The sequence below is a fragment of the Paenalcaligenes sp. DL 463 genome (assembly GCF_057475185.1).
Genome location: NZ_JBYBKX010000002.1, coordinates 218516 through 241156, shown reverse-complemented (window position 1 = coordinate 241156; position 22641 = coordinate 218516). Strand labels below are relative to the sequence as shown.

Sequence of the window (22641 nt, the reverse complement as noted above, 5' to 3'; positions counted from 1 at the left end):
TATGATTCGACAACAGTTGGTTTTTTGCTATATGGTTAGGATGCTAACTATTGTCACGTGAAACGATATGCCCCCCTCTAAAACCGCGTCTACTTTTTCGTCTCGAGAACGCTTCGGGATTCAATTTGTCGAGCTTGCTCGACGGTGGCGTCGTGCTTTAGACCATAGTTTGGCGCAAACCGGCCTGACCGATGCTAGCTGGTCTCCGCTTGTTCGTTTGCATGAGCTCGGTGATGGTGTTCAGCAAAAAGAGTTAGCGCTACGCTTAGGCTTAAGCGAGCCAAGTTTGGTGCGGCTGCTGGATCTGCTTGAGCGCAGGGGGTTAATCCAGCGGCGCACCGATAAAAGTGACCGTCGGGCGAAATTAATTTACCTGACTGCTGAGGGGCAAGCGGCTGTGCGAGATATTCGCAAAGCGCTTGTCAGTGTAGAAGTGGATCTGCTGGCCGAGCTGAGCGATCAAGACCTTGATTTGATGCAGCACGCCTTTGATCGTATTGGTCAGCGTATTGACACCGTTTTGGCAAATAAGGTGTCGGACGTATGAGTGACACGACGTTAGTAACGCGTTTGGGCTTTGACGTAGAGCGCCTTCATTTCAGCTTGCGCACTGCTTTTGCCTGTGGCATCGCTGTGTTCTTGGCTTGTCACAGGCATGGCGGTTTGGCTAAGCTTGTGTGTGGGCATTGGTAACCTACAACGCAATTTTGTGTCGTACGGGACCATGTTGGCAGGGTATTCCGCTGTGATGGTGGCAATGCTTGGCATGCCGCATCCAGACCACATTTTTGGTCTGGGTATTGACCGTTTGTTAACGGCGTTATTAGGGGTCTTAATAGCTCTAGCGGTGGGGTGGACGACTGCAAAAACTCAGAGCTATAAAACATTGAGCTTTCAACGTCTCATCCGACGCTTCGGGCATTGCTAAAACAGACGCAGCGCGTTAACGCCCTTGATTCCAAGTTAGTAGACGCTGTGGCCGAATCCAGTCGTGATGTTGTCCATTTTTTCTGTTTTTGATAGCCCTGCTGAGATTATGGGACGCGTTATTTTGTGGGGGCAGAAGTCCAGCGATTGGCGAGTCGTCCTATCCTTGTTGCTCGACATGAAGCACAACGAGCACGATTACATTATCGGTTGATGAAGTTAATACGTTGGATGGATAAGGGCGGTGTAAAAAGTTTTCAGCGCTGAGGGTTTTATTGGCTTTTTACGTTGGCAAAAAACAAAATTACGAGCTTTGGGTGTTATATAATAGCGCTCCGCACGCTGATACACTCGCTTATTTGCGCGATAGTATTGAAGATACGTTGAGGCTCCATAGTTAAATGGATATAACTTTCCCCTCCTAAGGGAAGATTGTAGGTTCGATTCCTGCTGGGGCCGCCATACTTAACGTAATCATGACGCATCATGCCATACAGCTATTGTCATACCGGCTTGGTACATTGCGATAACAACGACAACGTACACTAGAACGGGATTAAATCTGTGTTTCACATCATCACTGGGCTAACGGCTTTATACGTATATTGGTCTTTTGTACGGTTATTGCCGTGGCCACGTAGACCCAAAGTGCTATTTGGTGTTTTATTGATACTAGTAGCCGAGCATCATCTCATCACCCGTCACTTTTTTGGCTCCATGGCATCGCCAGAGATACCCTTTTTAATGTTGGTATTGCTGGGATGGCTATTTGGCGCGCTGGTGCTTCTTGCGTGCCTGCTCTTGATTAAAGATGTGCTTGGGGGGCTGATCTACCTTGTTTCGAAGCGCACCACAACGTTAGGCTTTGCGATGCCTCGATTGCACTATGGCTTGGGGGTGGTCGCGTTGGTGTTGGCCGCTGTCGGCGTTTGGGAATCTGTTCGCGTTCCTGATGTTAAAACCGTCGAGGTTGTTTTGCCCACGCTGCCCTCAGAGTTTGACGGCTTTAAGCTTGTTCAGCTTACGGACTTACACGCCAGTCGTTTACTGCAGGGGCCCTGGATTGAAGCGGTCGTTGCTAAAACGAATGCGCTTGAGCCTGACCTTACGGTGCTAACGGGCGATATGATCGACGGCTCTCCCGAGGCGCGCGCTGCGGATGTTCCACCTCTTAAAGCCTTGTCTGCCAAGCACGGTGTTTACGCGATTCCCGGTAACCATGAATACTATGTCGAGTACCTAAACTGGCTACCCGTATTCGAAGAGCTAGGGTTACACATGCTTTTTAATGAGCACGTCAAGATTGAGCACGAGAACCACCATTTTGTTTTAGCAGGCGTAACGGATAACGCAGGCGCTTCGGTGGGACAGCCTGCACCCGATATACACGCGGCCTTATCCGGCGTGCAGGAAGACGAAACGGTCATTTTGTTGGCACATCGTCCGACGCACGCCGTGCAGTACGCTCAAGCAGGGGCTGATCTGCAGTTATCGGGCCATACGCACGGTGGGCAGGCATTGGGCCTGCATTGGTTGGTTAAACAAGCCAACGCGGGTTTTGTTTCTGGGTTGTACGCGGTTCAAACGATGCAGTTGTATGTCAGCAATGGGGCGGGTCTTTGGAATGGTTTTCCGATTCGTTTGGGTAGGCACTCAGAAATCACTCAAATTGTGTTGCGCTCAGGCCTAAACTAATGCCTGATTAATGTGGAATGGCCACGTTAACGGTGACGGCGTTGAGTGCGCTAGCGACAAGGGTGGGCTCAATGCCCAATAGGTACCCTCTGCGTCCACCGTTAATGTAGATGATGTCTAGTTCAAGCAGATCGACTTCGATATAAACGGACAGAGGCTTACGCGTACCGAAGGGAGAGGTGCCTCCTACCTGATACGCCGTGTGGCGTTGGGCGACCTCGGGTTTGCAGGGGCTGATTTTTTTCCCCCCGATTTGGCGCGCTAGATTTTTAGTCGATACGTCCCGATCACCATGCATAATAATGATAAATGGTTTGGCGTTTTCGTCTTCCATGACTAGCGTTTTTGCGACCTGCTGGGGTGGCAGCTGTAACTGCCGCGCGGCTTCCAAGGCACCGCCATGATCAACGTATTCGTAACTGTGCTCGGTAAAGGCGATGTGGTGTTGGCGTAGCCACAACGTGGCTGGGGTTTCACTAATATGTTTTGCTTTTGCCATGGTTTGAAAATTAAGCGCGTGGATGATGTGCATGATGGAGCGCTTTCAGTCGCTCTCGTGCCACATGAGTATAAATCTGCGTGGTAGAGATGTCCGCATGGCCCAGCAATAATTGCACGACACGTAAATCGGCACCGTGATTCAGTAAGTGGGTAGCAAAGGCATGGCGCAATACATGAGGTGACAGGGGAGTATAGATACCGGCGATGGCGGCGTACTTTTTGACGATTAACCAAAAGGACTGTCGCGTCATGTTTTTACCTCTAGCCGTCACAAATAAAAAGTCACTGCGTTTGGTTCCCAGTATCTCGGTGCGGGGCGAAGCCAAATAGTCGCTCAGGTAGTCTTGGGCTTCGGCTCCGATGGGTACTAAACGGTCTTTTCCACCCTTACCATTCTCGACCCGTATCACGCCGTCGTTGAGACTCAGTTGCGATAAGCGCAAGTCGGTCAGCTCACTGACGCGTAAGCCGGTTGCATAAAGCGTCTCTAGCATGGTGCGATCGCGTTGCCCTAAGGGGTTCGCAATGTCGGGTGCGGACAGCAGCGCTTCGACTTGTGTCTCACTCAACGTGTGGGGTAGTCGAGGGGCCTGCTTGGCTGTGCTAAGTCCTTGGCAGGGGTCCGTGCTAATCCATGTGTTACGCAATGCCCACAAATAAAACTTTCTTAGCGTGGCTAAACGACGGTTAGAAGTGGTGGCCTTAATCGACTCGCCTTCTTGTTGTGTCCAATTTTGTAGGTCTTCTTTGGTGACCGCCAATAGGTCGGCATGAGCGTGCGCTTCTAACCAGATGGCAAAAAGTTGTAAGTCGCGCTGATAAGCGGCTAAGGTGTTTTTGGCGAGGCCGTCTTCAAGCCAGCAATGCTGGATGAATGCTTCAATGAGCGCGTGTGTGCAAGTGGGAGCTAACGGCGTAGAGGTCATAACGAGGTAACGTGACTGGCGCAAGGGGTAAGCAAGTTGTTGTAGCGAAGCGGTAGAATACTAAATCTATAGTAACAACGCAGATCACAGGGTTAAGTATGCATGATTTTCCTTTGGTGCAGCTAGATGAGATTGAGTCTTTCGATAGTACGCAGACCCAGATACTGACGGTTAATAATCGCTATGCCAGACGGATCTTATCTGCCTTACAAAAGCAACTTAGCAGTGATCGCAGGGCCGTGGCGGTGCCGGATATTATTCCGATGGGCGCATGGCTAAAAATCGTTGCGGACGAACTTTGCTTTAGCGATGCCTTCCAGCCCGCCTCTTATTTATTAGATGGTTTTGGCACGATTCAGTTGTGGGAGCAAACCATTGCCGAGCTCGAAGGCGACGACCGCGTTTTGCTGGATGTTCGTCAGGCAGCACGCTTAGCGTGCGAAGCCGATATGTTGCTGAACGAATGGGATGTTTCGGTGATTGATGGGGAGCAGTCCCCCGATTACGAACAGTTTTTAGTCTGGCGCGAGCACTACCATGCCACGCTGCAAGCCCATGACGTGGACGATAGCAATCGCTCTAACGAGCGGGTGCGTCTTGCGTGTGAAGCAGGCGCTTACGCTCCGCACTTTAGTACCTTGGTGTTGGCTGGCTTTCATGAGTTGTCACCACGCTTAGTGGCCATACTCAAGGCGTTGCAACAGCAGGGTGTGACGATCTACCGTTTAGCACCGGTGGCTCATACTCCTATTAAGATGGATGTGGTGGTCGCCGATGAGGCGGATCACGAATGGCGCTTAGCGGCCCAATGGGCAGTCGAACAGCTGCGGGCGAACCCTCGACATTGTGTGGCGATTGTGGCTCCACAGCTAGAGTCCAGCGTTGCGTATGTACATCGGGTATTAGTTCAGGCATGTGCCGAAACGGACACCGAGCCCGCTTTACCGTGGAACGTGGCTGTTGGGCGCCCTCTGTCTGATTGGCCACTCGTGCGTGCGGCGCTGGCCTGGCTACGGGTTTTGGCCCAGATGAAGCGTTATCAGCGTGTTGAGCCTGAGATTTTAGGAGCAGCACTATTAGCAGGTGCTTGCGCAGGCAGCTTAAGCGAAGCCAATGCGCGTGCGGCGATCGATGTGGCGTGGCGACGTAACGATGAACTTGCTATAGACGCCGCGACCCTGCACCTCGCTTTAAGCAGCCGTACCCCCCTGTTGGCGCAAGCGTGGACAGAAGCCTTGACCTATGTGCAAGGACTACCTAACCAACAAACCCCAGCGCAATGGGCAGACTCACTACGTAAAACGTTGGCGTTGATTGGCTTTCCAGGTCAGGAAAGTATAGATAGTCATGGCTTTCAGGTAATGGAGGCTTTTGACGCGCGGCTGACTCAATTTGCAAGGCAAGCCCCGGTTTTGAACGAGCTTAGCTTTTTACAAGCTCATCGATTATTGACTCGTTTATTACGAGAAACATTGTTTCAACCTCAGCGAGACCCGCAATCCCGTTTAGATGTACTGGGCTTTCTAGAGGCCGAGGGTGGGCAATGGGATGCGATGTGGATACTGGGTTTGAATGATGAGGTATTGCCTGCTGCGGTGAAACCCAATCCTTTGTTGCCCCATAGTGCGTTGCGGCGTGCTAATGCTCCTCGCTCTACCCCCGAGCGCGAATTGCAATGGGCACATTTGCTGTTTAAAACCCTAAGCAGCAGTGCATCGGTCATTCGGCTAAGTTATCCACAACACCAAGGCGAGCAGCTATTACGACCCAGCCCCTTGTTGCAGCCTTTCGATACCGTGGGTTATGGTTCGAACCGTAACGAGATTGAGGCTGCCGAGGTCGCGTATATCGATGACTCATTAGGGCCGCCGCTGGGCGATACCGAGCCCATACGCGGTGGTGTGGCGGTATTAGATACCCAAGCGCGCTCCCCACTTTGGGCTTTTGTTAAATATCGTTTAGCAGCCAGTAACTTACCTGAGTACGCGACATTAAGTGAAGTAAACGCCCGAGGTCTATTTCTACATCGTGTTATGGAGCTGCTTTGGAAACAATGTCCTGAGCCGACTCAGCAGGGGTTGCGGATGTGGATAGCGCAACAGGGTGAGACCGAATTGTTGTCCACATTAATTGCGCAGGCAGCCGATATGGAGCTGGTTCTTTATGGAGAGCGTTTGCGTGAGCTCGAATGCGAGCGGGCGTTATTCGTGTTGTCGAATTGGGTGCGTTTTGAGCTAGAGCGTGAACCTTTTAGCGTGATTGAACTGGAATCCGCGTTGCAGTTCACGCATCAACACCTAAAGCTATCCATGCGGCTTGATCGTTTAGATCAACTGCCAGATGGCCGTTATGTTGTGCTGGATTACAAAACCTCGCTTAATCGCACAGAGCCTCTTAACGAGTGGGTACGCCCTCGACCTATTAATCTACAGCTGCCTTTATATGCAGCGCATTTGCTTGCTCAAGGCCAACAGGTAGGGGCCATTGCCTTGGCGTGGTTGAATGCGCGTCGCCCTGGGGTCACCGGTTATGCTGATACTGACATCGTGTTGGGCGATGTGAAAAGTCGAGACATGGAAAAACAGCAAGAAATGCCAATGTGGGATACACAGCTGCAAGAGTGGGAGGCGGCCATACAAGGTCTGGCTAATGAGTTCATTCAAGGCGAGGCAAGCAATCGTTATTGGAACCCTAATGACTTACTGTATTGTGATGTGTTGTCTTTTTTACGTTTGAATGAGGGGGCGTCATGAGCGCTAAACAACCTACAGACAGCTCAGTTCGCCAGCTCGCCATTGACCCCACTCGCTCCTTTTTGGTGCAAGCGCCTGCAGGGTCTGGAAAAACCGAATTGCTAACGGATCGGATTTTAGCGTTATTAGCGTCGGTGAATCGCCCCGAAGAGGTAGTTGCTATTACCTTTACGAAGAAAGCGGCTGCAGAGATGCACGCCCGAGTTTTAGAGAAGTTGCAAACGGCCCACGAAGCGAGACCTGAAGAGGCTTACCGAGTCAAAAGCTGGGAATTAGCGCAAGCTGCCATGGCTCGTGACAAAGAGATGGGGTGGGAGCTTTTATCCTATCCCGCGCGGTTAAGCATCCGCACCATTGATTCGCTATGCGCCCATTTGGTTCGCGCCATGCCATGGGTAAGTGGCTTGGGCGGGGTGCCCAGCGTAATTGAAGATGCGCGGCCACATTATTTACAAGCAGCCTCTGACACCTTGGCCTTGGCTGATGAGTACGATGAGGTGGCGAAGTTGCTAGCGCACGTTGACGTGCATTTATCCACAGCAGAAGCGCTGATTGCCCAGATGCTGGCCAGTCGGGATCAATGGCAACCTATTTTGGGTGACGCTGAAAACATAGCGCAAATCGAGCATAACTTAGAGACAATCGTCGAGTCTGAGCTTGCCGGTTTGCTTGCAGCGATGCCATTGGGTTGGGCCGCAGAGCTGGCGCCTTTGATGCGATTGGCTGCTGATGAATGTCAACGGCAGTCAGGTGCAGGCGTACCTGACATTCAAGCGTTATTGGATTGGGATGGCACACCGTTCGAGGCAAATGTGGATTATCTGCCGTTGTGGCAAGCGCTGGCCAATGCGCTGTTAACCGCCGATGGAAGCCTGCGTAAACGCATCACGGTAAAGCAAGGGTTTCCGGCAAAGACGCCACAAAAACTCGCCATTGAACAGTGGCTAAAAAGCGCGAGTGACGACGACCACTGGGTCGCCGCCTTGGCACGGTCACGCCATCTTCCTCAGGGCTATGATGCCCAGCAAGTTGACGTGCTCATGAGCTTTATCAAGGTGCTATGGATAGCGAGTGCGCAGTTACGTTTGCGCTTTGCTGAGCAAGGCGAGGTGGATTTTATCGAGATTTCGCAGCGCGCTTTGCAAGCACTGGGCAGTGTCGATGAGCCTAGCGAGTTGCTGCTAAAGGTCGATCGATCCATGCGCCATTTGTTGGTCGACGAGTTTCAAGATACCAGTCATACCCAAATTGAATTGCTGGAACGCTTAAGTTCGGGCTGGGAGTCTGGCGATGGACGCACCTTGTTTTTAGTTGGCGACCCCATGCAGTCCATTTACCGTTTCCGAAAAGCGGAAGTGGGCCTGTTTCTTCAAGTGAAAAACCAAAAGCGTTTAGGGGCGGTGTCGTTAGAGCCTCTCGCATTAACGAACAATTTCCGCTCACAGGAGGCTTTGGTCGATTGGGTGAATCAAGCCGGTGCGCACTTATTCCCTCGTTACGATAACAGTAGCTTGGGGGCGGTAAGTTATAGTCCGTCTGACGCGTTTCAGCCAACGGTGTCCCAGCCAGCGTTCAGTTTTCATCCAATTTGTGTGGCGAGTTCTGACGAGCGTAGCGACGAGCAGCAACAGCAGGTGTTAGAGCAGGCGTCACAACAGAAAGTGGTCGAGCTTTGTGCGCAGGCCTTGTCGACTTACGACCAAAGCCAGCACCCTGTAGCAATTTTAGTGCGGGCACGCAGCCACTTAAAAAATGTGGTGCGCGAGTTGGCGCTGCAAAATATCGATTGTAGAGCCGTAGAGCTTGAGCCTTTAGAGGCTCGTCCGGCGGTGCGAGATTTGCTGCAAATTGTGCGCGCGTTGAGCCACATGGGCGATCGATTGGCTTGGTTATCGGTATTGCGTAGCCCCCTTATCGGATTACGACTTAATACGCTACATCAGCTCTGTAGCGAGAAGGCGTTAGAAACGATTCCTCATCTACTTCAGCAGCGGCTGCTGCAGCCAAACGGTTTTGTTGATTTTGCACCGGATGAGGCCCACCGTCTGGAGCAAGCGAGCCGATTATTATTGGACACCCATAATCGCAGTGGTATGTTGCCCTTTGCAGCGTGGGTGGAACGCGTTTGGTATGGCTTAGGCGGAGCACGTGTTTATGCGCACCCCAGTGATCAAGCCGACGCCGAGCGAGTATTACGACTGCTGGAAGAAACGGCTGCTTACGGAAACGTGGTTGTCGCTGAGTTTGAGCAAAAAGTTGAAGGCCTTTATGCCGCCCCTCGCAGTGCAGGCAGGGCTGTTGAAGTGATGACGATTCATAAGGCGAAAGGTCTAGAGTTTGAGTCGGTGATTTTGTACGGACTTGAACGACGCCCTATGAACGATCAGGCGCCCCTCATACGCTTGGAGCACAGCCATGGTCAGCTTTTGTTGGGCCCAGTTAAGCCTCGGGCATCGGATGAGCATGATCCTGTGTCGCGGTTCTTGGCAGCCCGAGACAAACAACGCGCTGACTATGAAATGAATCGCTTGTTGTACGTGGCCGTCACGCGAGCACGTACCCAGCTACACATTGTCTCCGAACTGCAACTGAGCAGTGAAACCGAGCTTAAAGCCCCCGGCGCAGGGAGTTTGCTGGGTCGGTTGTGGCCATGTATCACCGTCTCTGCTGTGCAACCACAAGTTGGAAGCCCTATTAAGCAGGATGACGGCACAACGCGTTTATTAAAGCGTGTGGCCACGATGCAGGTCAAACAGACTGCTTGGCATTGGCCTAACTTGAATCAAAATGCGTGGCAATGGCCCGAGTCCAATACGGATGAAAGTGCAATGGGCGTCGTTGCTCATGCTTGGCTAGAAAGACTGGGTAAAGAAGGGCTATCGGACTGGGATGCGGCACGACTTGAGTCCAGCCAGAGTGCTATGCGTAAGCAGTTACTTAGAGCGGGGGTTGCCGTAGTTCAGGTAGAAAGGGCGGTAGGTGATTTGCTTCACGCGCTTATTGCAACCCTTCACAGTGAGCGGGGGCGCTGGTTGCTGGAAGTGGCCCGCGCTTACCGAGAATGGTCCTTATTGGATGTCACAGGTAGGGTTTCGATTATTGATTTAGCCATTTCTCAGGAAGATCATTGGCTCATTGTTGATTACAAAACGGGTGCGCCCCATGAAGAAGAGTCCGTTGCAGACTTCAGCGCCCGCATGAAAGCACGCTATGCCGAACAAATGCAGCGCTACAGCGAGCAAGTCCATGCTCTTGATGGACGCGAAGCGAAAGCCGCCTTGTTTTTTCCCCGTATTGACGCCTGGATAGAATACGACAGCTTGGTGCCTTCACGCGAAGCGGCTCCTGCTTTTCTTTTTGAACAACGGACTTTGTTTTAATGATGCGGATGCAGCCCACGCACATTGATGGTAAACTTCGTTCTGGCGGGTCCCTTCGCATGGGTCAACAGTCAACCTGGTCAGGTCGGGAACGAAGCAGCCACAACTGTCCCGATCCAGTGCCGAAGTCAGGCTCGCCACTTTCAATTGCTACGACAGCAGCCGCTTATTCCCCTCTATTTGTACTGACTTTGGCCACATTGCTGCCCAAAGGTATATTAATTCGGTACACTTTTCATTTTCGATGGCTGGTATCTCGCATCGCCATTTTATCTTTTAGACCTCTCATAGCATGACGTATCTAGTTCTTGCACGAAAATGGCGCCCTCGATCCTTCGATACCCTTGTGGGACAGGATCACGTGGTACGTGCGTTAACTCACGCTTTATCGACTCAGCGCTTACATCACGCATGGCTTTTTACAGGCACTCGTGGGGTTGGGAAAACCACCTTATCCCGTATCTTGGCCAAGGCGCTTAATTGCGAAACCGGCATTACGGCAACACCGTGTGGTCGTTGTCAGGCCTGTACAGAAATCGATGCGGGTCGTTTTGTGGATTACGTCGAGCTCGACGCCGCCTCTAATCGAGGGGTAGACGAAATGACGCAGTTACTCGAGCAAGCGGTTTATGCGCCCAGCTCGGGCCGTTACAAAGTCTACATGATTGATGAAGTACACATGCTGACAGGGCACGCGTTTAACGCGATGCTGAAAACGCTTGAAGAGCCGCCGGCACATGTGAAATTTATTCTGGCCACCACCGATCCGCAGAAAATACCGGTAACGGTGCTCTCGCGTTGTTTACAGTTCAACCTTAAACAGATGACGGTGCCGGCTATTGTTGAGCATTTAGAAGGTGTTTTACAGCAAGAGCAAATTCCCTTCGAGCTCTCTGGTTTACGGCTACTGGCTCAAGCGGCATCCGGTTCTATGCGTGATGCGCTTTCGCTGACTGATCAGGCTATTGCATACAGTGCGGGAAGCCTCAGCGCGGAAGCCGTACAAGGCATGTTGGGCACCATTGATCAGGGCCATTTGTGTCGCTTATTACAAGCGTTGAGTGATAATGACGCGGCTACCATTTTAGCGGTGGCGGATGACTTAGCGGCCAGAGGGCTATCTTATGCTGCGGCGTTGGCGGATTTAGCCGTTTTGCTGTCTCATATTGCGATCGAGCAACGACTGCCCGGTGCTACGCCACCTGAGAACCCCTTGCAAGCCGATATTCAGTCCTTAGCGACACGCTTAGGTCCGGATTTTATCCAGCTGTTTTATTCCATTGCGGTGCACAGCCGAAACGAATTAAGTTTGGCACCTGACGAGTACGCAGGGTTTGTGATGGCGTGTTTGCGCATGTTGGCGTTAATGCCTACGGGTGCTGATCCTGCCCAGACACCACCTCCTTCCTCCCCGCCGACGGGCCGTCCTACACCGCCGATAGAGCCTAGTCCTGCCGCGCAGCAGCCAGAACCCCCACAGGCTGTAACACCTACACCTACGGCGTTGTCTACGCCGAGTCCAATCGCTGTGGTTGATCAGGCACCCGATCAACCCGCCCCGCCTGTGCTAATGGTGGGCGGTACGGCACTTAACGGGCAAACTGCGGCTTCAGTTTCGCCGTCGAGTTCACCTGAAATACCGGCATGGGAAGACGCTCCCGCTGAAGAAGTCGTAGAAAATGCCCATAGACCTTCCGAAAAGCTGGTCACGCCTGAGGATGCGCCGCAGCCTGAACCAGAAACCGAAGCTAACATCGGATCGGTTGAGAAGCCGACTAGCCATGCTGACGTTGACGCTTCATCCGCTGCGCCATCACCTGCCACCGACGAGCCGCCAACTGGTTTTGATGATGTGCCCTTCGATGATGAAATACATTACGGGGGTGATGACAGCCAGACTGATGAAGAGGCAATGGGGCAGGGCGTGCCCGATTTGGACCCCAGTGATGTCAGTGCTGTGTTGGCCTCTACCCAGACCAACACCTCCACCACGCAGAAAAATATGAGTTTATCGAGGGTGCAGGCTAAAGACTGGCCAAATATTGCAGCCTCCTTACCACTCAGCGGTTGGGCGGCCGAGTTAGCGCGCCAAAGCGAATGGGTAGGCATGCAAGATCAGTGTGTCATGTTACGTGTCGCGATACGTTCGGCGGATGATAGCCAAGCAAAAACTCGCCTCACCACGGTTCTGGCAGAGTATTTCGGTGAGGTCTTGCGTGTACAGATTGACTATGGCGATACGGGCTCAGATACAGCGCATGCAGTAGAGCAGGCCGATCGGGCCAAGCGTCAAGATCAGGCCGAGCAAGATGCTCAGGTCGATCCTTTTATTATGGCGTTAATCTCTGAGTTTGATGCCAAATTGATTGAAGGCTCGGTACGAGCCAATCACCACAAAGCAGCGTAGCTGCAAATAGACTTACGAGTCACTAACAGATAGGAACTATCCTTATGATGAAAGGACAAATCGCTGGATTGATGCGTCAAGCCCAGCAGATGCAAGAGAACATGAAAAAGGCCCAAGAGGCCCTCGCTAACATTGAAGTTGAAGGCGCTTCTGGTGGCGGACTGGTGCAAGTCACCATGACGTGTCGCAACGATGTGCGTCGCGTGAATATTGACCCCAGTCTGTTAGAAGAAGATAAAGACATGCTTGAAGACTTGGTTGCAGCGGCTTTTAACGATGCGCTGCGTAAAGCGGAAGCGAAATCTCAAGAGGAAATGGCATCGGTTACTGCCGGGCTGCCGTTGCCGCCAGGGATGAACTTACCTTTCTAATGTCAGACCTACAGTTGCCTGAGCCCGAACCATTACGGGCTTTGATTGATGCGTTGCGACGCCTGCCTGGTGTGGGCGAACGCACCGCACGGCGCATGGCCTATCACTTGTTACAGCATGATGTGGCTGGGGCCTCTCAATTAGGAGAGGCGTTAGCGCGCGCATCCCAAACGTTATTGCACTGTGAGCGCTGTAATAGTTTTAGTGAGACCCCCCTGTGCCAAATTTGCGCAAGCAGCCGACGCGATCCGTCATTGCTGTGCATCGTAGAAACGCCGGCCGACCAAAATATGGTTGAGTCTAGCCATGGTTACCGAGGTTTGTATTACGTGTTGATGGGGCGTTTGGCGCCTATCGAAGGGGTGGGCCCCAACGAATTGCAGTTCGAACGTCTTTTAAAACGGGCTTCTGACGAGTCAGTGCGTGAAGTCATCCTCGCAACGAATTTCACCGCCGAAGGTGAAACCACCGCTCATTATTTAGCCGAAATACTACGCAGCCGACATATCAAAGTGACACGCCTAGCCAGAGGGGTACCCGCAGGTAGCGAGTTAGAGTATGTGGACGCCAGCACTATTGCTTGGGCACTGCAAGAACGCCGTGACACCTAAGCGAGTGCAATAAAATAAAAAAGCTGAGGCAATGCATCGCCTCAGCTTTTTTTTAGCATTTTGCTAGCGTCTATTAATGAGTGCTAGCTGTAGCTTGTGTTTGTTTAAACTCAAGTAGTAACTTGTCTAAAGCAATGGCATCGGCCGTAAAGACTCGAATGCCTTCGGCAAGTTTTTCGCTTGCCATGGCGTTCTCGTTAAGGCGGGTACGGAAGTTGACTTCATTGTTTGCTCGCCATTCCGGTGCCACATCCTTAGCATGTTCCACATCTAAAATTCGAGCCACATCGCCGACTTTTTGCTGAAGCTCAGCCAGTAAAGCGGGGCTAATGGTTAGCAAATCGCATCCTGCTAGCGCGAGGACTTGGCCATTGTTACGGAAACTTGCGCCCATGATCTCCGTTTTAACGCCATAAGTTTTATAGTAATTAAAGATTGCAGTGACTGATTTCACGCCGGGGTCATTTTCATTCGCATTTTCGCTTTCAACCCATGCATCGCCAGCTTGCTTTTTGTACCAATCGTATATGCGGCCTACAAACGGAGAGATCAAGGTGACTTTGGCTTGTGCGCACGCAATGGCTTGAGTCAACGAAAACAACAGCGTTAAATTGCAATGTATGCCTTCGGCTTCCAGTTGCTTAGCGGCTTGAATACCTTCCCACGTAGCGGCCAATTTGATCAGTACCCGTTGTCGGCTGATACCCGCTGCTTCGTAAAGCTCAATAATATTACGAGCACGCTCAATGCTGCCTTGGGTGTCAAATGACAGCCTAGCGTCTACTTCCGTGGACACACGCCCAGGAACAATGCGCAAAATTTCAAGCCCAAAGGCCACCAGAAGTTTATCTACCAGTTCATTAGCAGTGGCGTTCGGGGCGCTGAGTACGGTTTTTTCCAGCAAATGACGATAGGCATCTTGCTGCACCGCTTTAAGAATTAACGAAGGGTTGGTCGTCGCATCGGTAGGGCGAAACGTTCTTATGGTTTCGAAATCACCTGTGTCAGCCACGACCGTGGTATGTTGCCGTAAAGATTCAAGCAGAGTTGTCATTACACTTCACCATTAAATGCTTAACCAATATAAGTTAGATACTGTAGACTATTTTCTCAAAAATAGAGTTTATAAAAAAAACTGACATGTACTCTTACTTGATGTGCTGAAGTCGGAGTATAATCGGAAAGTTTATTTGTAAATTTCTGAACCGGGGTTTAAACGTGCTGCCGTCTCTCTTTCCTGAAGAGTCTCATGCTACATCAAGTGCAATCCTGGCCCTGGCTGATGGAACGCTGTTTGAAGGCGTATCCATAGGTGCTGAGGGCTACGCTGTTGCTGAGCTAGTATTCAATACAGCCATGACTGGTTATCAAGAAATTCTCACAGATCCCAGCTACAGGGGTCAAATCGTTACGCTGACGTATCCACACATCGGTAATACGGGTATCAACCCCGAAGACGGCGAATCTAATCAGATTCAGGCCGCTGGCCTTGTGGTGCGTGACTGCTCAATGAGAGTTTCTAATTTCCGTTCTACGCAATCATTACCCGACTACCTCAAACAAGAGGGCGTCGTCGCTATCGCTGGAATTGATACCAGAAAACTAACTCGTATATTACGAGAAAAAGGTGCCCAAGGGGCATGTATCTTAGTTGGCGACAACGCCGAACGGGCCATTGAACTGGCCCGTTCTTTTGCCGGAATGGTGGGCGTAGACTTAGCTAAAGAAGTCTCTGTTACTACGACAAAAAAATGGGTAGAAGGTTCCTGGAGTCTAGGTACCGGCTTCGCCCAGCCCGATACGTCCAAATACAAAGTGGCGGTCTACGACTTTGGCGTCAAAGCGAATATTTTGCGTCTATTGGCTGATCGCGGGTGCGAGGTGACGGTATATCCAGCCCAAACACCGGTTGACGAGGTATTGGCGACACAACCAGATGGCGTGTTTCTATCGAATGGCCCAGGCGATCCCGAGGCATGTACCTATGCCATTGAGGCCTCCAAAGTGTTGCTCGACCAAAAGATTCCCTTGTTCGGTATTTGCTTAGGGCATCAAATTATGGGGTTAGCAGTCGGTGCAAACTCCGTCAAAATGAAAACTGGCCATCACGGTGCGAATCATCCCGTGCAAGAAGTGAAAAGTGGCCGTGTGTTTATCACAAGTCAAAATCATAGTTTTGCGCTTGATGCCACAACCTTACCCGCCAACACACATGTTACGCATGTGTCGTTATTTGATGGCAGCTTGCAAGGTTTTGAGTTTGACGATCGTCCGGCATTTGGTTTTCAAGGGCACCCTGAAGCAACACCGGGCCCTCGTGATATTGCCTCACTATTCGATCAATTCATTAGCCTGATGGCTGCGAAACAGGCTTAATTGCCCCTCGCACGAACATATTGCATTATGCCTAAGCGTACAGACATTAAAAGTATCCTCATTATTGGTGCTGGCCCCATTATCATTGGTCAGGCTTGCGAGTTCGATTATTCGGGCGCACAAGCTTGTAAGGCATTAAAGGCCGAAGGCTATCGCACCATTCTCGTCAACAGTAATCCGGCCACGATCATGACGGATCCGGATACGGCTGACGTGACGTATATCGAGCCCATCACCATACAGGCGCTCGAGAAAATTATTGAACGTGAACGCCCCGACGCATTGCTTCCTACGATGGGTGGGCAAACGGCGTTAAATTGCGCTCTTGATCTAGCGGATCAAGGCATATTGGCGAAATACAACGTTGAAATGATTGGCGCCAACGCTCACGCTATTGATAAAGCCGAAGACCGACTGAAGTTTAAAGATGCCATGACGGCCATTGGCCTCGAGTCCGCCAAATCAGGTGTGGCTCATTCCATGGATGAAGCCTGGGCGGTTCAGCGTGATATTGCCGAACAAATCGGCACAGCGGGTTTCCCCGTTGTTATTCGTCCTAGCTTTACCTTAGGTGGATCGGGCGGTGGTATTGCCTATAACCCCGAAGAGTTCGAAACCATTTGTCGTCGCGGTCTTGAAGCATCGCCCACTAAAGAGCTGCTGATTGAAGAGTCGCTTTTGGGTTGGAAAGAGTACGAGATGGAAGTGGTGCGCGACAGCGCCGATAACTGCATTATCGTGTGCTCGATCGAGAACCTTGATCCGATGGGTGTACACACAGGCGACTCAATTACTGTCGCACCTGCACAGACGCTTACCGATCGTGAATACCAAATTATGCGCAATGCCTCCATTGCCGTATTGCGTGAAATTGGTGTGGAAACCGGTGGGTCTAACGTGCAGTTTGCCTTGAATCCTGATAACGGCCGTATGATCGTGATCGAGATGAACCCACGCGTTTCTCGTTCCTCAGCGTTGGCATCGAAAGCCACCGGTTTTCCTATTGCTAAAATTGCGGCGCGTCTGGCGGTCGGTTATACGCTTGACGAGCTTAAGAACGAAATTACAGGTGGGGCGACTCCAGCGTCGTTCGAACCCACTATCGATTACGTTGTCACGAAGATTCCTCGCTTTGCGTTTGAGAAATTTCCGCAAGCAGATTCCCGCCTAACGACACAAATGAAGTCTGTGGGCGAAGTAATGGCAATCGGTCGTACCTTCCAAGAATCTTTTCAGAAAGCACTCAGAGGGCTTGAGGTCGGCGTTGATGGTCTAAACCAAATGACCACCGATCGTGAAAAGCTTCAAGTCGAATTAGGCGTGCCTGGGCCAGAGCGTATTTGGTACGTAGGCGATGCCTTTGCTCAAGGTTTCTCGCTTGATGATGTACACGCAATCACCAAAATCGACCCTTGGTTCTTAGCGCAGATTAAAGACATTGTTGATATCGAACTCGCGCTCGAGAAAAAAACCTTATCCGATCTAGACCGCGATACGCTGTATGGCTTAAAGCGTCGTGGTTTCTCCGATCGACGTTTGGCTTTTCTTTTAGATACGGTTGAGTCCGAAGTGCGTAAAGCTCGTCATCAGCACAGTGTACGTCCTGTGTTTAAGCGAGTGGACACCTGCGCAGCCGAGTTTGCTACCGATACCGCGTATTTGTACTCAACCTACGAGCAAGAGTGCGAGGCAAAGCCCACCGACAATAAAAAAATTATTGTGTTAGGGGGCGGTCCCAACCGTATTGGTCAGGGTATTGAGTTCGATTATTGTTGTGTGCATGCGTCCTTAGCACTGCGTGAGCAGGGTTACGAGACCATTATGATCAACTGTAACCCCGAAACGGTTTCTACCGATTTCGACACCTCAGATCGTTTGTACTTCGAGTCATTAACACTTGAAGACGTGCTGGAAATCGTACATATCGAAAAGCCGGTGGGCATGATCGTGCAGTATGGTGGCCAAACGCCATTGAAATTGGCCCGTGCGCTTGAAGCAAACGGTGTGCCAATTATTGGCACCAGCCCCGAGTCGATTGATATTGCCGAAGACCGCGAACGTTTCCAAAAACTGTTAACCAAATTGGGGCTGCGTCAGCCACCCAACCGTACTGCACGTACGGAAAGTGATGCCATTACGTTGGCGGCCGAGATTGGTTATCCCCTCGTGGTGCGTCCAAGTTACGTATTAGGCGGGCGCGCGATGGAAATCGTGCACGAGCAAATTGATCTCGAACGCTATATGCGTGAAGCGGTCAAAGTTTCAAATGACTCCCCCGTGTTGTTAGATCACTTCCTAAACAACGCCACCGAAGTCGATGTGGATTGCCTATGCGATGGCGTCGACGTGTTTGTGGGTGGGGTCATGGAACATATCGAGCAAGCCGGTGTGCACTCAGGTGACTCAGCATGTAGCTTGCCTCCGTACTCGCTTTCGACAGAGGTGGTAGACGAAATTCGTCGTCAAACGGCTTTAATGGCGAAGGCGTTAAATGTTAAGGGGCTTATGAACGTGCAGTTCGCTATTCAAAATGGCGATGTGTACGTGTTAGAGGTTAACCCCCGTGCATCACGCACGGTACCGTTTGTTTCCAAAGCAACTGGCTTGCAACTGGCTAAACTTGCTGCTCGGGTCATGGCTGGCGAAATGCTTAGCGATTTAGATCTGAACGTGACCGTAGACGATGGTTATTTCGCAGTAAAAGAGGCTGTCTTTCCCTTTGTTAAGTTCCCTGGTGTAGATACCATTCTCGGTCCCGAGATGAAATCAACCGGAGAGGTCATGGGGGTTGGACGCAGCTTTGCTGAGGCTTTCGTGAAATCCCAAATGGGGGCCAGTGTTAATTTGCCGGACTCGGGTATGGCTTTTATTAGCGTACGAGACGCCGATAAAAGTTATGCCGTTGACGTGGCAAAAGGGCTAATCGATTTAGGCTTCAGCGTAGTCGCCACCCGAGGTACAGCCGCGGCAATGACCGAAGCTGGATTGAAAGTGGCTACTGTCAATAAAGTCACTGAGGGGCGTCCTCATATCGTCGACATGATTAAGAACGGCGAGATTGCACTGGTCATCAATACGGTGGAAGAGCGTCGTAATGCCATTGTCGATTCCCGCACTATCCGCACCCACGCTTTGGCTGCAAACTTGGCTTATTACACGACGATCGCAGGTGCGTTAGCCGCAGTCGAGGGCTTGCAGTATTTGCGCAGTGGTGAAGGTTTACGTGTGTATTCGTTGCAAGAAATGCACTCACCGGCGTAACGGTTCTGTTCGTTTTGCTTGTATTAGCTGGGCTCAACATTGTTGAGCCCAGTTTTTTTATGAGGAAATTAGGCGCTATGTATACAAATAGACCCTTTTTACTCGTAATAAAATTCAAACAAAAGTTTGTTTGAATTTTGTTTTGTTCTAACTTGTACTTTATTTCGTTGTTCTATAACGTTTTTATTCTTTATTGGTGTTAACCATAATCAAACATTAATGGGTTATAGGGGTAGAATGCTTAAGCGATGTAGTTAAGTGACTCATTACTAAAAATGCAGCAACACGCTATCTCGTAATGATGCTCTACCTGTGTTTCTAACGAATAACAGGTCGGATGCACAACATAAAAATAATTAACAATAAAAAAGCCGCTTGCCCAGCGGTATTCCATGTGGTTGTTGGCGCAACAACAAGCACATCACTACAAACCCCGCTTCTGGCGGGGTTTATTTTTTGTGCGTACGCTTTCATATGGCGAATTACGGTGTGGAAACAACACTGCCGAGCCGCTCCGGTGCATCTATCGCTTGCTACACCTTGTTGCTAGACGTACACTTTTGCCTCAATTCCGCCTAATTTAGTGTTCTGCTATTTATATGTCCCAATCTTATTTCCCACGCTGGCGTTTGGTTTCTAGTACTTCGCCTGATGCGGTGGTTCAGCCTGACGAGTACTTGCCGCTTCCTCAGAATATAGCGATGTCTGCCCAGCACGTGGTGGCGATGTTCGGTTCTACGATACTGGCCCCCTTATTGATGGGGTTTGATCCCAACCTCGCCATTCTTATGTCAGGGATTGGCACACTAATATTTTTCGTGTTTGTAGGGGGAAGGGTACCCAGCTATCTAGGTTCTAGTTTTGCCTTTATCGGTGGCGTCATCGCCGTCACAGGCTATGCTGGTTCTGGGGCGAACGTGAACATCGGTGTGGCCCTGGGGGGCATCATCATGTGTGGCTTGCTCTACACGCTCATTGGGCTGCTGGTATGGGTACTTGATGCGCGTTCAGGCGGTGCTGCAGCGTTAATTAATAAGCTCATGCCCCCCGTTGTTACGGGCTCTATTGTTGCGGTTATCGGTTTGAATTTAGCACCGATAGCAGCGAAAGGAGCCATGGGAGCAGGATCATTTGACGCCATCATGGCCCTGATGACAGTGCTGTGTGTAGGGGGTGTGGCGGTTTATACCCGTGGTGTCATCCAGCGCTTATTGATACTGGTTGGTCTGATTATTGCGTGTCTTATTTACGCGGTCTTCACAAACGGATTAGGCTACGGTGTACCTATCGATACCAGTGCGATCGCAAGCGCCGCATGGTTCGGTTTGCCCACTTTTGCCGCACCCGTTTTCGAGGCCCATGCCATCAGCATTATTGCTCCCGTCGCCATTATTCTTGTGGCTGAAAACTTGGGTCACATTAAAGCGGTATCGGCAATGACCGGACAGAACCTTGATCGATACCTAGGTCGTGCCTTCGTGGGGGATGGGGTTGCCACCATGCTGTCGGGGTCGATGGGGGGTACCGGAGTCACTACCTACGCTGAAAACATCGGTGTGATGGCTGCGACGCGCATTTATTCGTCGATCACTTTCGTATTGGCGGCGCTCATTGCTATTTTCTTGGGCTTCTCTCCCAAATTCGGTGCGGTGATACAAATGATCCCTGGGCCAGTGTTGGGCGGCATGTCTATCGTTGTGTTCGGTTTGATCGCTGTTGCCGGAGCGCGTATTTGGGTGGTTAATCAGGTCGATTTTTCACAAAGTCGTAATTTGCTGGTGGCGGCGGTGACCTTGGTTTTGGGCGCGGGAAATTTCGCGGTCGAGTTTGGTGTGTTCCGTTTAGACGGTATAGGAACGGCAACCTTTGGCGCCATTATTCTTCATGCGCTATTAAGCCTTGGAAAACAAAAGAATACGTAGTGCTTGCTGTTAGTTGTTGATGCAAAAATCCTTTCTTGCAATACCGTTTGGACGTTAAGAAAAAGCGGACGCCTCATGGTTAAATCATTGCCTTATGGTTTACCCGAGGCCCTGCGGCTTGCAATTTAGGTGTGATTTGATGACAATATAGTGACTGGCCCCAATTCTGCTTGGGGCTTTCTTTTCGGCTCTGGTTCTGGCCAAGTACACGAATACGTAGAAATTAATCGTAGGGCGAGTTCACGTTTTGTTCTCGTCATGCAGGATTTAACTTCTGCTTTCCCCCTTTTAGTTGCACGCTCCCGATGGTTATAGTTTAGGAGCGATTTTTATTTGTATATCAGGAAGAGTATGTCTGCGATCCCGTTGACTACGCAGGGTGCTGAGCGCCTGCAGGTAGAGTTACATCGATTAAAAACAGTCGAGCGTCCCGACGTTATCAATGCGATAGCTGAAGCACGTGCGCAAGGCGATCTTTCCGAGAACGCCGAGTACGATGCGGCTCGTGAACGTCAAGCTTTTGTCGAAGGACGCATACGCGAGCTTGAGGGCACGCTTTCTAACGCTCAAGTTATTGATCCCGCCTCCTTAGAGAGCGATGGGCGAATTGTGTTTGGCGCTACGGTCGAGATCGAAGATCTCGAATCTGAAGAACAGTTCACTTACCAAATTGTGGGTGACGTAGAGGCAGACATCCGTTCGCAACGTATCTCTATTTCCAGCCCGGTCGCACGTGCCTTAATTGGCAAGTTTGAAGGGGATGTGGTCGAGGTCAAGGCACCGGGCGGTGTGCGTGAGTACGAGATCGTATCCATTTCGTATATTTAACGGCCACTTACTCTCGCCGTATTAAAATAAAAAAGCCCATACTGAATAGTATGGGCTTTACAATTTAGCGAGTCTGTAGCGGATCAAGCTGGTAGTGGTGCTACCACCACCTTATCGTCCTCGGCGTGCTCCGGCTCGAAGTGACATGGCACTGCCAGTATTGCGGCGCTGCTGTCCAGTTGTTTTGTTTGCTGGCGGCTTTGAAGGCGCAGGACGACTTGGGCTTAGCCGAGGCTTAAACTCTTCATCGGGTGACGAGCGGGGCGCAGCGCGTTTGGTATTGCTTTTTGTAACGCCTGCAGCAGCTAGCTTTTTAGGTGTATAAGGTTCATTCGGCTTACGTGTTGCACGCGTCGGAGGCTCTGGGGCAGCAATAACAGGCGCCTTATCTTCATTACGACGATAAATGGTTAACACTTTGCCAATATGATGGATGGGCTCGGCATTAAGACGCTGACATAGTTCTTCTAAAATGCTAAGGCGTTGAGCACGATCATCGCCAGCAACACGCAGCTTGATTAACTGATGCGCATTAAGATGCACTTCGATTTCTTTTAAGACGGCGTCCGACAACCCGTTGTCACCGATTTGAACAACGGGACGTAAGGCGTGAGCCGCAGCGCGTAGGTCGTTGCGCAGCTGGATAGTAATATTTAATGTGGGCATAACGAGATTGTACGGTA

At 50.9% G+C, this 22641-nt stretch carries 18 protein-coding genes, 1 tRNA gene and 1 other RNA gene; 16 read left to right on the top strand and 4 right to left on the bottom strand.

Going from position 1 to position 22641, the window contains the following annotated elements:
- Nucleotides 1–67: 67 nt before the first annotated feature.
- From AC2UZI_RS11230 to AC2UZI_RS11205, 6 genes are all read left to right on the top strand, one after another.
- Nucleotides 68–547: a MarR family winged helix-turn-helix transcriptional regulator gene (locus AC2UZI_RS11230; RefSeq protein WP_486943953.1), complete on the top strand. Its 480-nt coding sequence runs from the start codon at nucleotides 68–70 to the stop codon at nucleotides 545–547.
- Complete coding sequence (locus tag AC2UZI_RS11225; protein ID WP_486943952.1) at nucleotides 544–693, top strand: hypothetical protein; 150 nt, start codon at nucleotides 544–546, stop codon at nucleotides 691–693. Before AC2UZI_RS11230 ends, AC2UZI_RS11225 begins: the two co-directional genes overlap by 4 nt.
- Nucleotides 656–928, top strand: coding sequence for an FUSC family protein (locus AC2UZI_RS11220; RefSeq protein WP_486943951.1), 273 nt, complete (start codon nucleotides 656–658; stop codon nucleotides 926–928). Before AC2UZI_RS11225 ends, AC2UZI_RS11220 begins: the two co-directional genes overlap by 38 nt.
- Before the next feature lie 63 nt (nucleotides 929–991).
- Complete coding sequence (locus tag AC2UZI_RS11215) at nucleotides 992–1141, top strand: hypothetical protein (RefSeq protein ID WP_486943950.1); 150 nt, start codon at nucleotides 992–994, stop codon at nucleotides 1139–1141.
- A 173-nt stretch (nucleotides 1142–1314) separates the two neighbouring features.
- Nucleotides 1315–1389, top strand: a tRNA-Arg gene (locus AC2UZI_RS11210).
- A 102-nt stretch (nucleotides 1390–1491) separates the two neighbouring features.
- Nucleotides 1492–2622: a metallophosphoesterase gene (locus AC2UZI_RS11205; RefSeq protein WP_486943949.1), complete on the top strand. Its 1131-nt coding sequence runs from the start codon at nucleotides 1492–1494 to the stop codon at nucleotides 2620–2622.
- A gap of 7 nt (nucleotides 2623–2629) precedes the next feature.
- Here AC2UZI_RS11205 and AC2UZI_RS11200 read toward each other — a convergent pair whose 3' ends face one another.
- Complete coding sequence (locus AC2UZI_RS11200; protein ID WP_486944016.1) at nucleotides 2630–3121, bottom strand: aminoacyl-tRNA deacylase; 492 nt, start codon at nucleotides 3119–3121, stop codon at nucleotides 2630–2632.
- Nucleotides 3122–3131: 10 nt separating this feature from the next.
- Nucleotides 3132–4049, bottom strand: a complete 918-nt coding sequence (xerD, locus tag AC2UZI_RS11195) for a site-specific tyrosine recombinase XerD (protein ID WP_486943948.1) — start codon at nucleotides 4047–4049, stop codon at nucleotides 3132–3134.
- A gap of 98 nt (nucleotides 4050–4147) precedes the next feature.
- On the opposite strand from xerD, the gene AC2UZI_RS11190 reads away from it, so the two are divergent.
- From AC2UZI_RS11190 to recR, 6 genes are all read left to right on the top strand, one after another.
- On the top strand, nucleotides 4148–6802 hold the full coding sequence (locus AC2UZI_RS11190) for a PD-(D/E)XK nuclease family protein (protein WP_486943947.1): 2655 nt from the start codon (nucleotides 4148–4150) through the stop codon (nucleotides 6800–6802).
- The gene (locus tag AC2UZI_RS11185; protein ID WP_486943946.1) at nucleotides 6799–10182 is read left to right on the top strand and encodes a UvrD-helicase domain-containing protein; all 3384 of its coding nucleotides are present in this window, start codon (nucleotides 6799–6801) and stop codon (nucleotides 10180–10182) included. The genes AC2UZI_RS11190 and AC2UZI_RS11185 overlap by 4 nt, the downstream gene beginning before the upstream one ends.
- A gap of 44 nt (nucleotides 10183–10226) precedes the next feature.
- An RNA gene (gene ffs / locus AC2UZI_RS11180) (signal recognition particle sRNA small type) lies at nucleotides 10227–10324 on the top strand.
- A gap of 150 nt (nucleotides 10325–10474) precedes the next feature.
- Entirely contained in the window at nucleotides 10475–12589 is a 2115-nt protein-coding gene (locus AC2UZI_RS11175; protein WP_486943945.1) for a DNA polymerase III subunit gamma/tau, read from the top strand.
- Between the two features lie 44 nt (nucleotides 12590–12633).
- Entirely contained in the window at nucleotides 12634–12960 is a 327-nt protein-coding gene (locus AC2UZI_RS11170) for a YbaB/EbfC family nucleoid-associated protein (RefSeq protein WP_486943944.1), read from the top strand.
- Nucleotides 12960–13571, top strand: a complete 612-nt coding sequence (recR, locus tag AC2UZI_RS11165; protein WP_486943943.1) for a recombination mediator RecR — start codon at nucleotides 12960–12962, stop codon at nucleotides 13569–13571. The genes AC2UZI_RS11170 and recR overlap by 1 nt, the downstream gene beginning before the upstream one ends.
- A gap of 73 nt (nucleotides 13572–13644) precedes the next feature.
- On the opposite strand, the gene tal is transcribed toward recR, so the two are convergent.
- Complete coding sequence (tal, locus tag AC2UZI_RS11160; RefSeq protein WP_486943942.1) at nucleotides 13645–14625, bottom strand: transaldolase; 981 nt, start codon at nucleotides 14623–14625, stop codon at nucleotides 13645–13647.
- Between the two features lie 164 nt (nucleotides 14626–14789).
- Between tal and carA the strand changes: the two genes are divergently transcribed.
- The 4 genes from carA to greA all read left to right on the top strand — a co-directional run bounded on the left by carA (nucleotide 14790) and on the right by greA (nucleotide 21958).
- Nucleotides 14790–15947, top strand: coding sequence for a glutamine-hydrolyzing carbamoyl-phosphate synthase small subunit (gene carA, locus AC2UZI_RS11155; protein WP_486943941.1), 1158 nt, complete (start codon nucleotides 14790–14792; stop codon nucleotides 15945–15947).
- 27 nt (nucleotides 15948–15974) lie between these two features.
- A complete protein-coding gene (gene carB / locus AC2UZI_RS11150) occupies nucleotides 15975–19208 on the top strand; it encodes a carbamoyl-phosphate synthase large subunit (RefSeq protein WP_486943940.1) in 3234 nt (1077 codons plus the stop codon).
- Nucleotides 19209–19807: 599 nt separating this feature from the next.
- Nucleotides 19808–21130: a solute carrier family 23 protein gene (locus tag AC2UZI_RS11145; RefSeq protein ID WP_486943939.1), complete on the top strand. Its 1323-nt coding sequence runs from the start codon at nucleotides 19808–19810 to the stop codon at nucleotides 21128–21130.
- A gap of 351 nt (nucleotides 21131–21481) precedes the next feature.
- Nucleotides 21482–21958: a transcription elongation factor GreA gene (gene greA, locus AC2UZI_RS11140; RefSeq protein ID WP_486943938.1), complete on the top strand. Its 477-nt coding sequence runs from the start codon at nucleotides 21482–21484 to the stop codon at nucleotides 21956–21958.
- Nucleotides 21959–22069: 111 nt separating this feature from the next.
- Here the strand turns inward: greA and AC2UZI_RS11135 are convergent, their stop codons facing one another.
- Nucleotides 22070–22624 carry a YhbY family RNA-binding protein gene (locus AC2UZI_RS11135; protein WP_486943937.1) on the bottom strand — a complete coding sequence of 185 codons (555 nt, stop codon included), beginning with the start codon at nucleotides 22622–22624 and terminating at the stop codon, nucleotides 22070–22072.
- Nucleotides 22625–22641 lie beyond the last annotated feature (17 nt).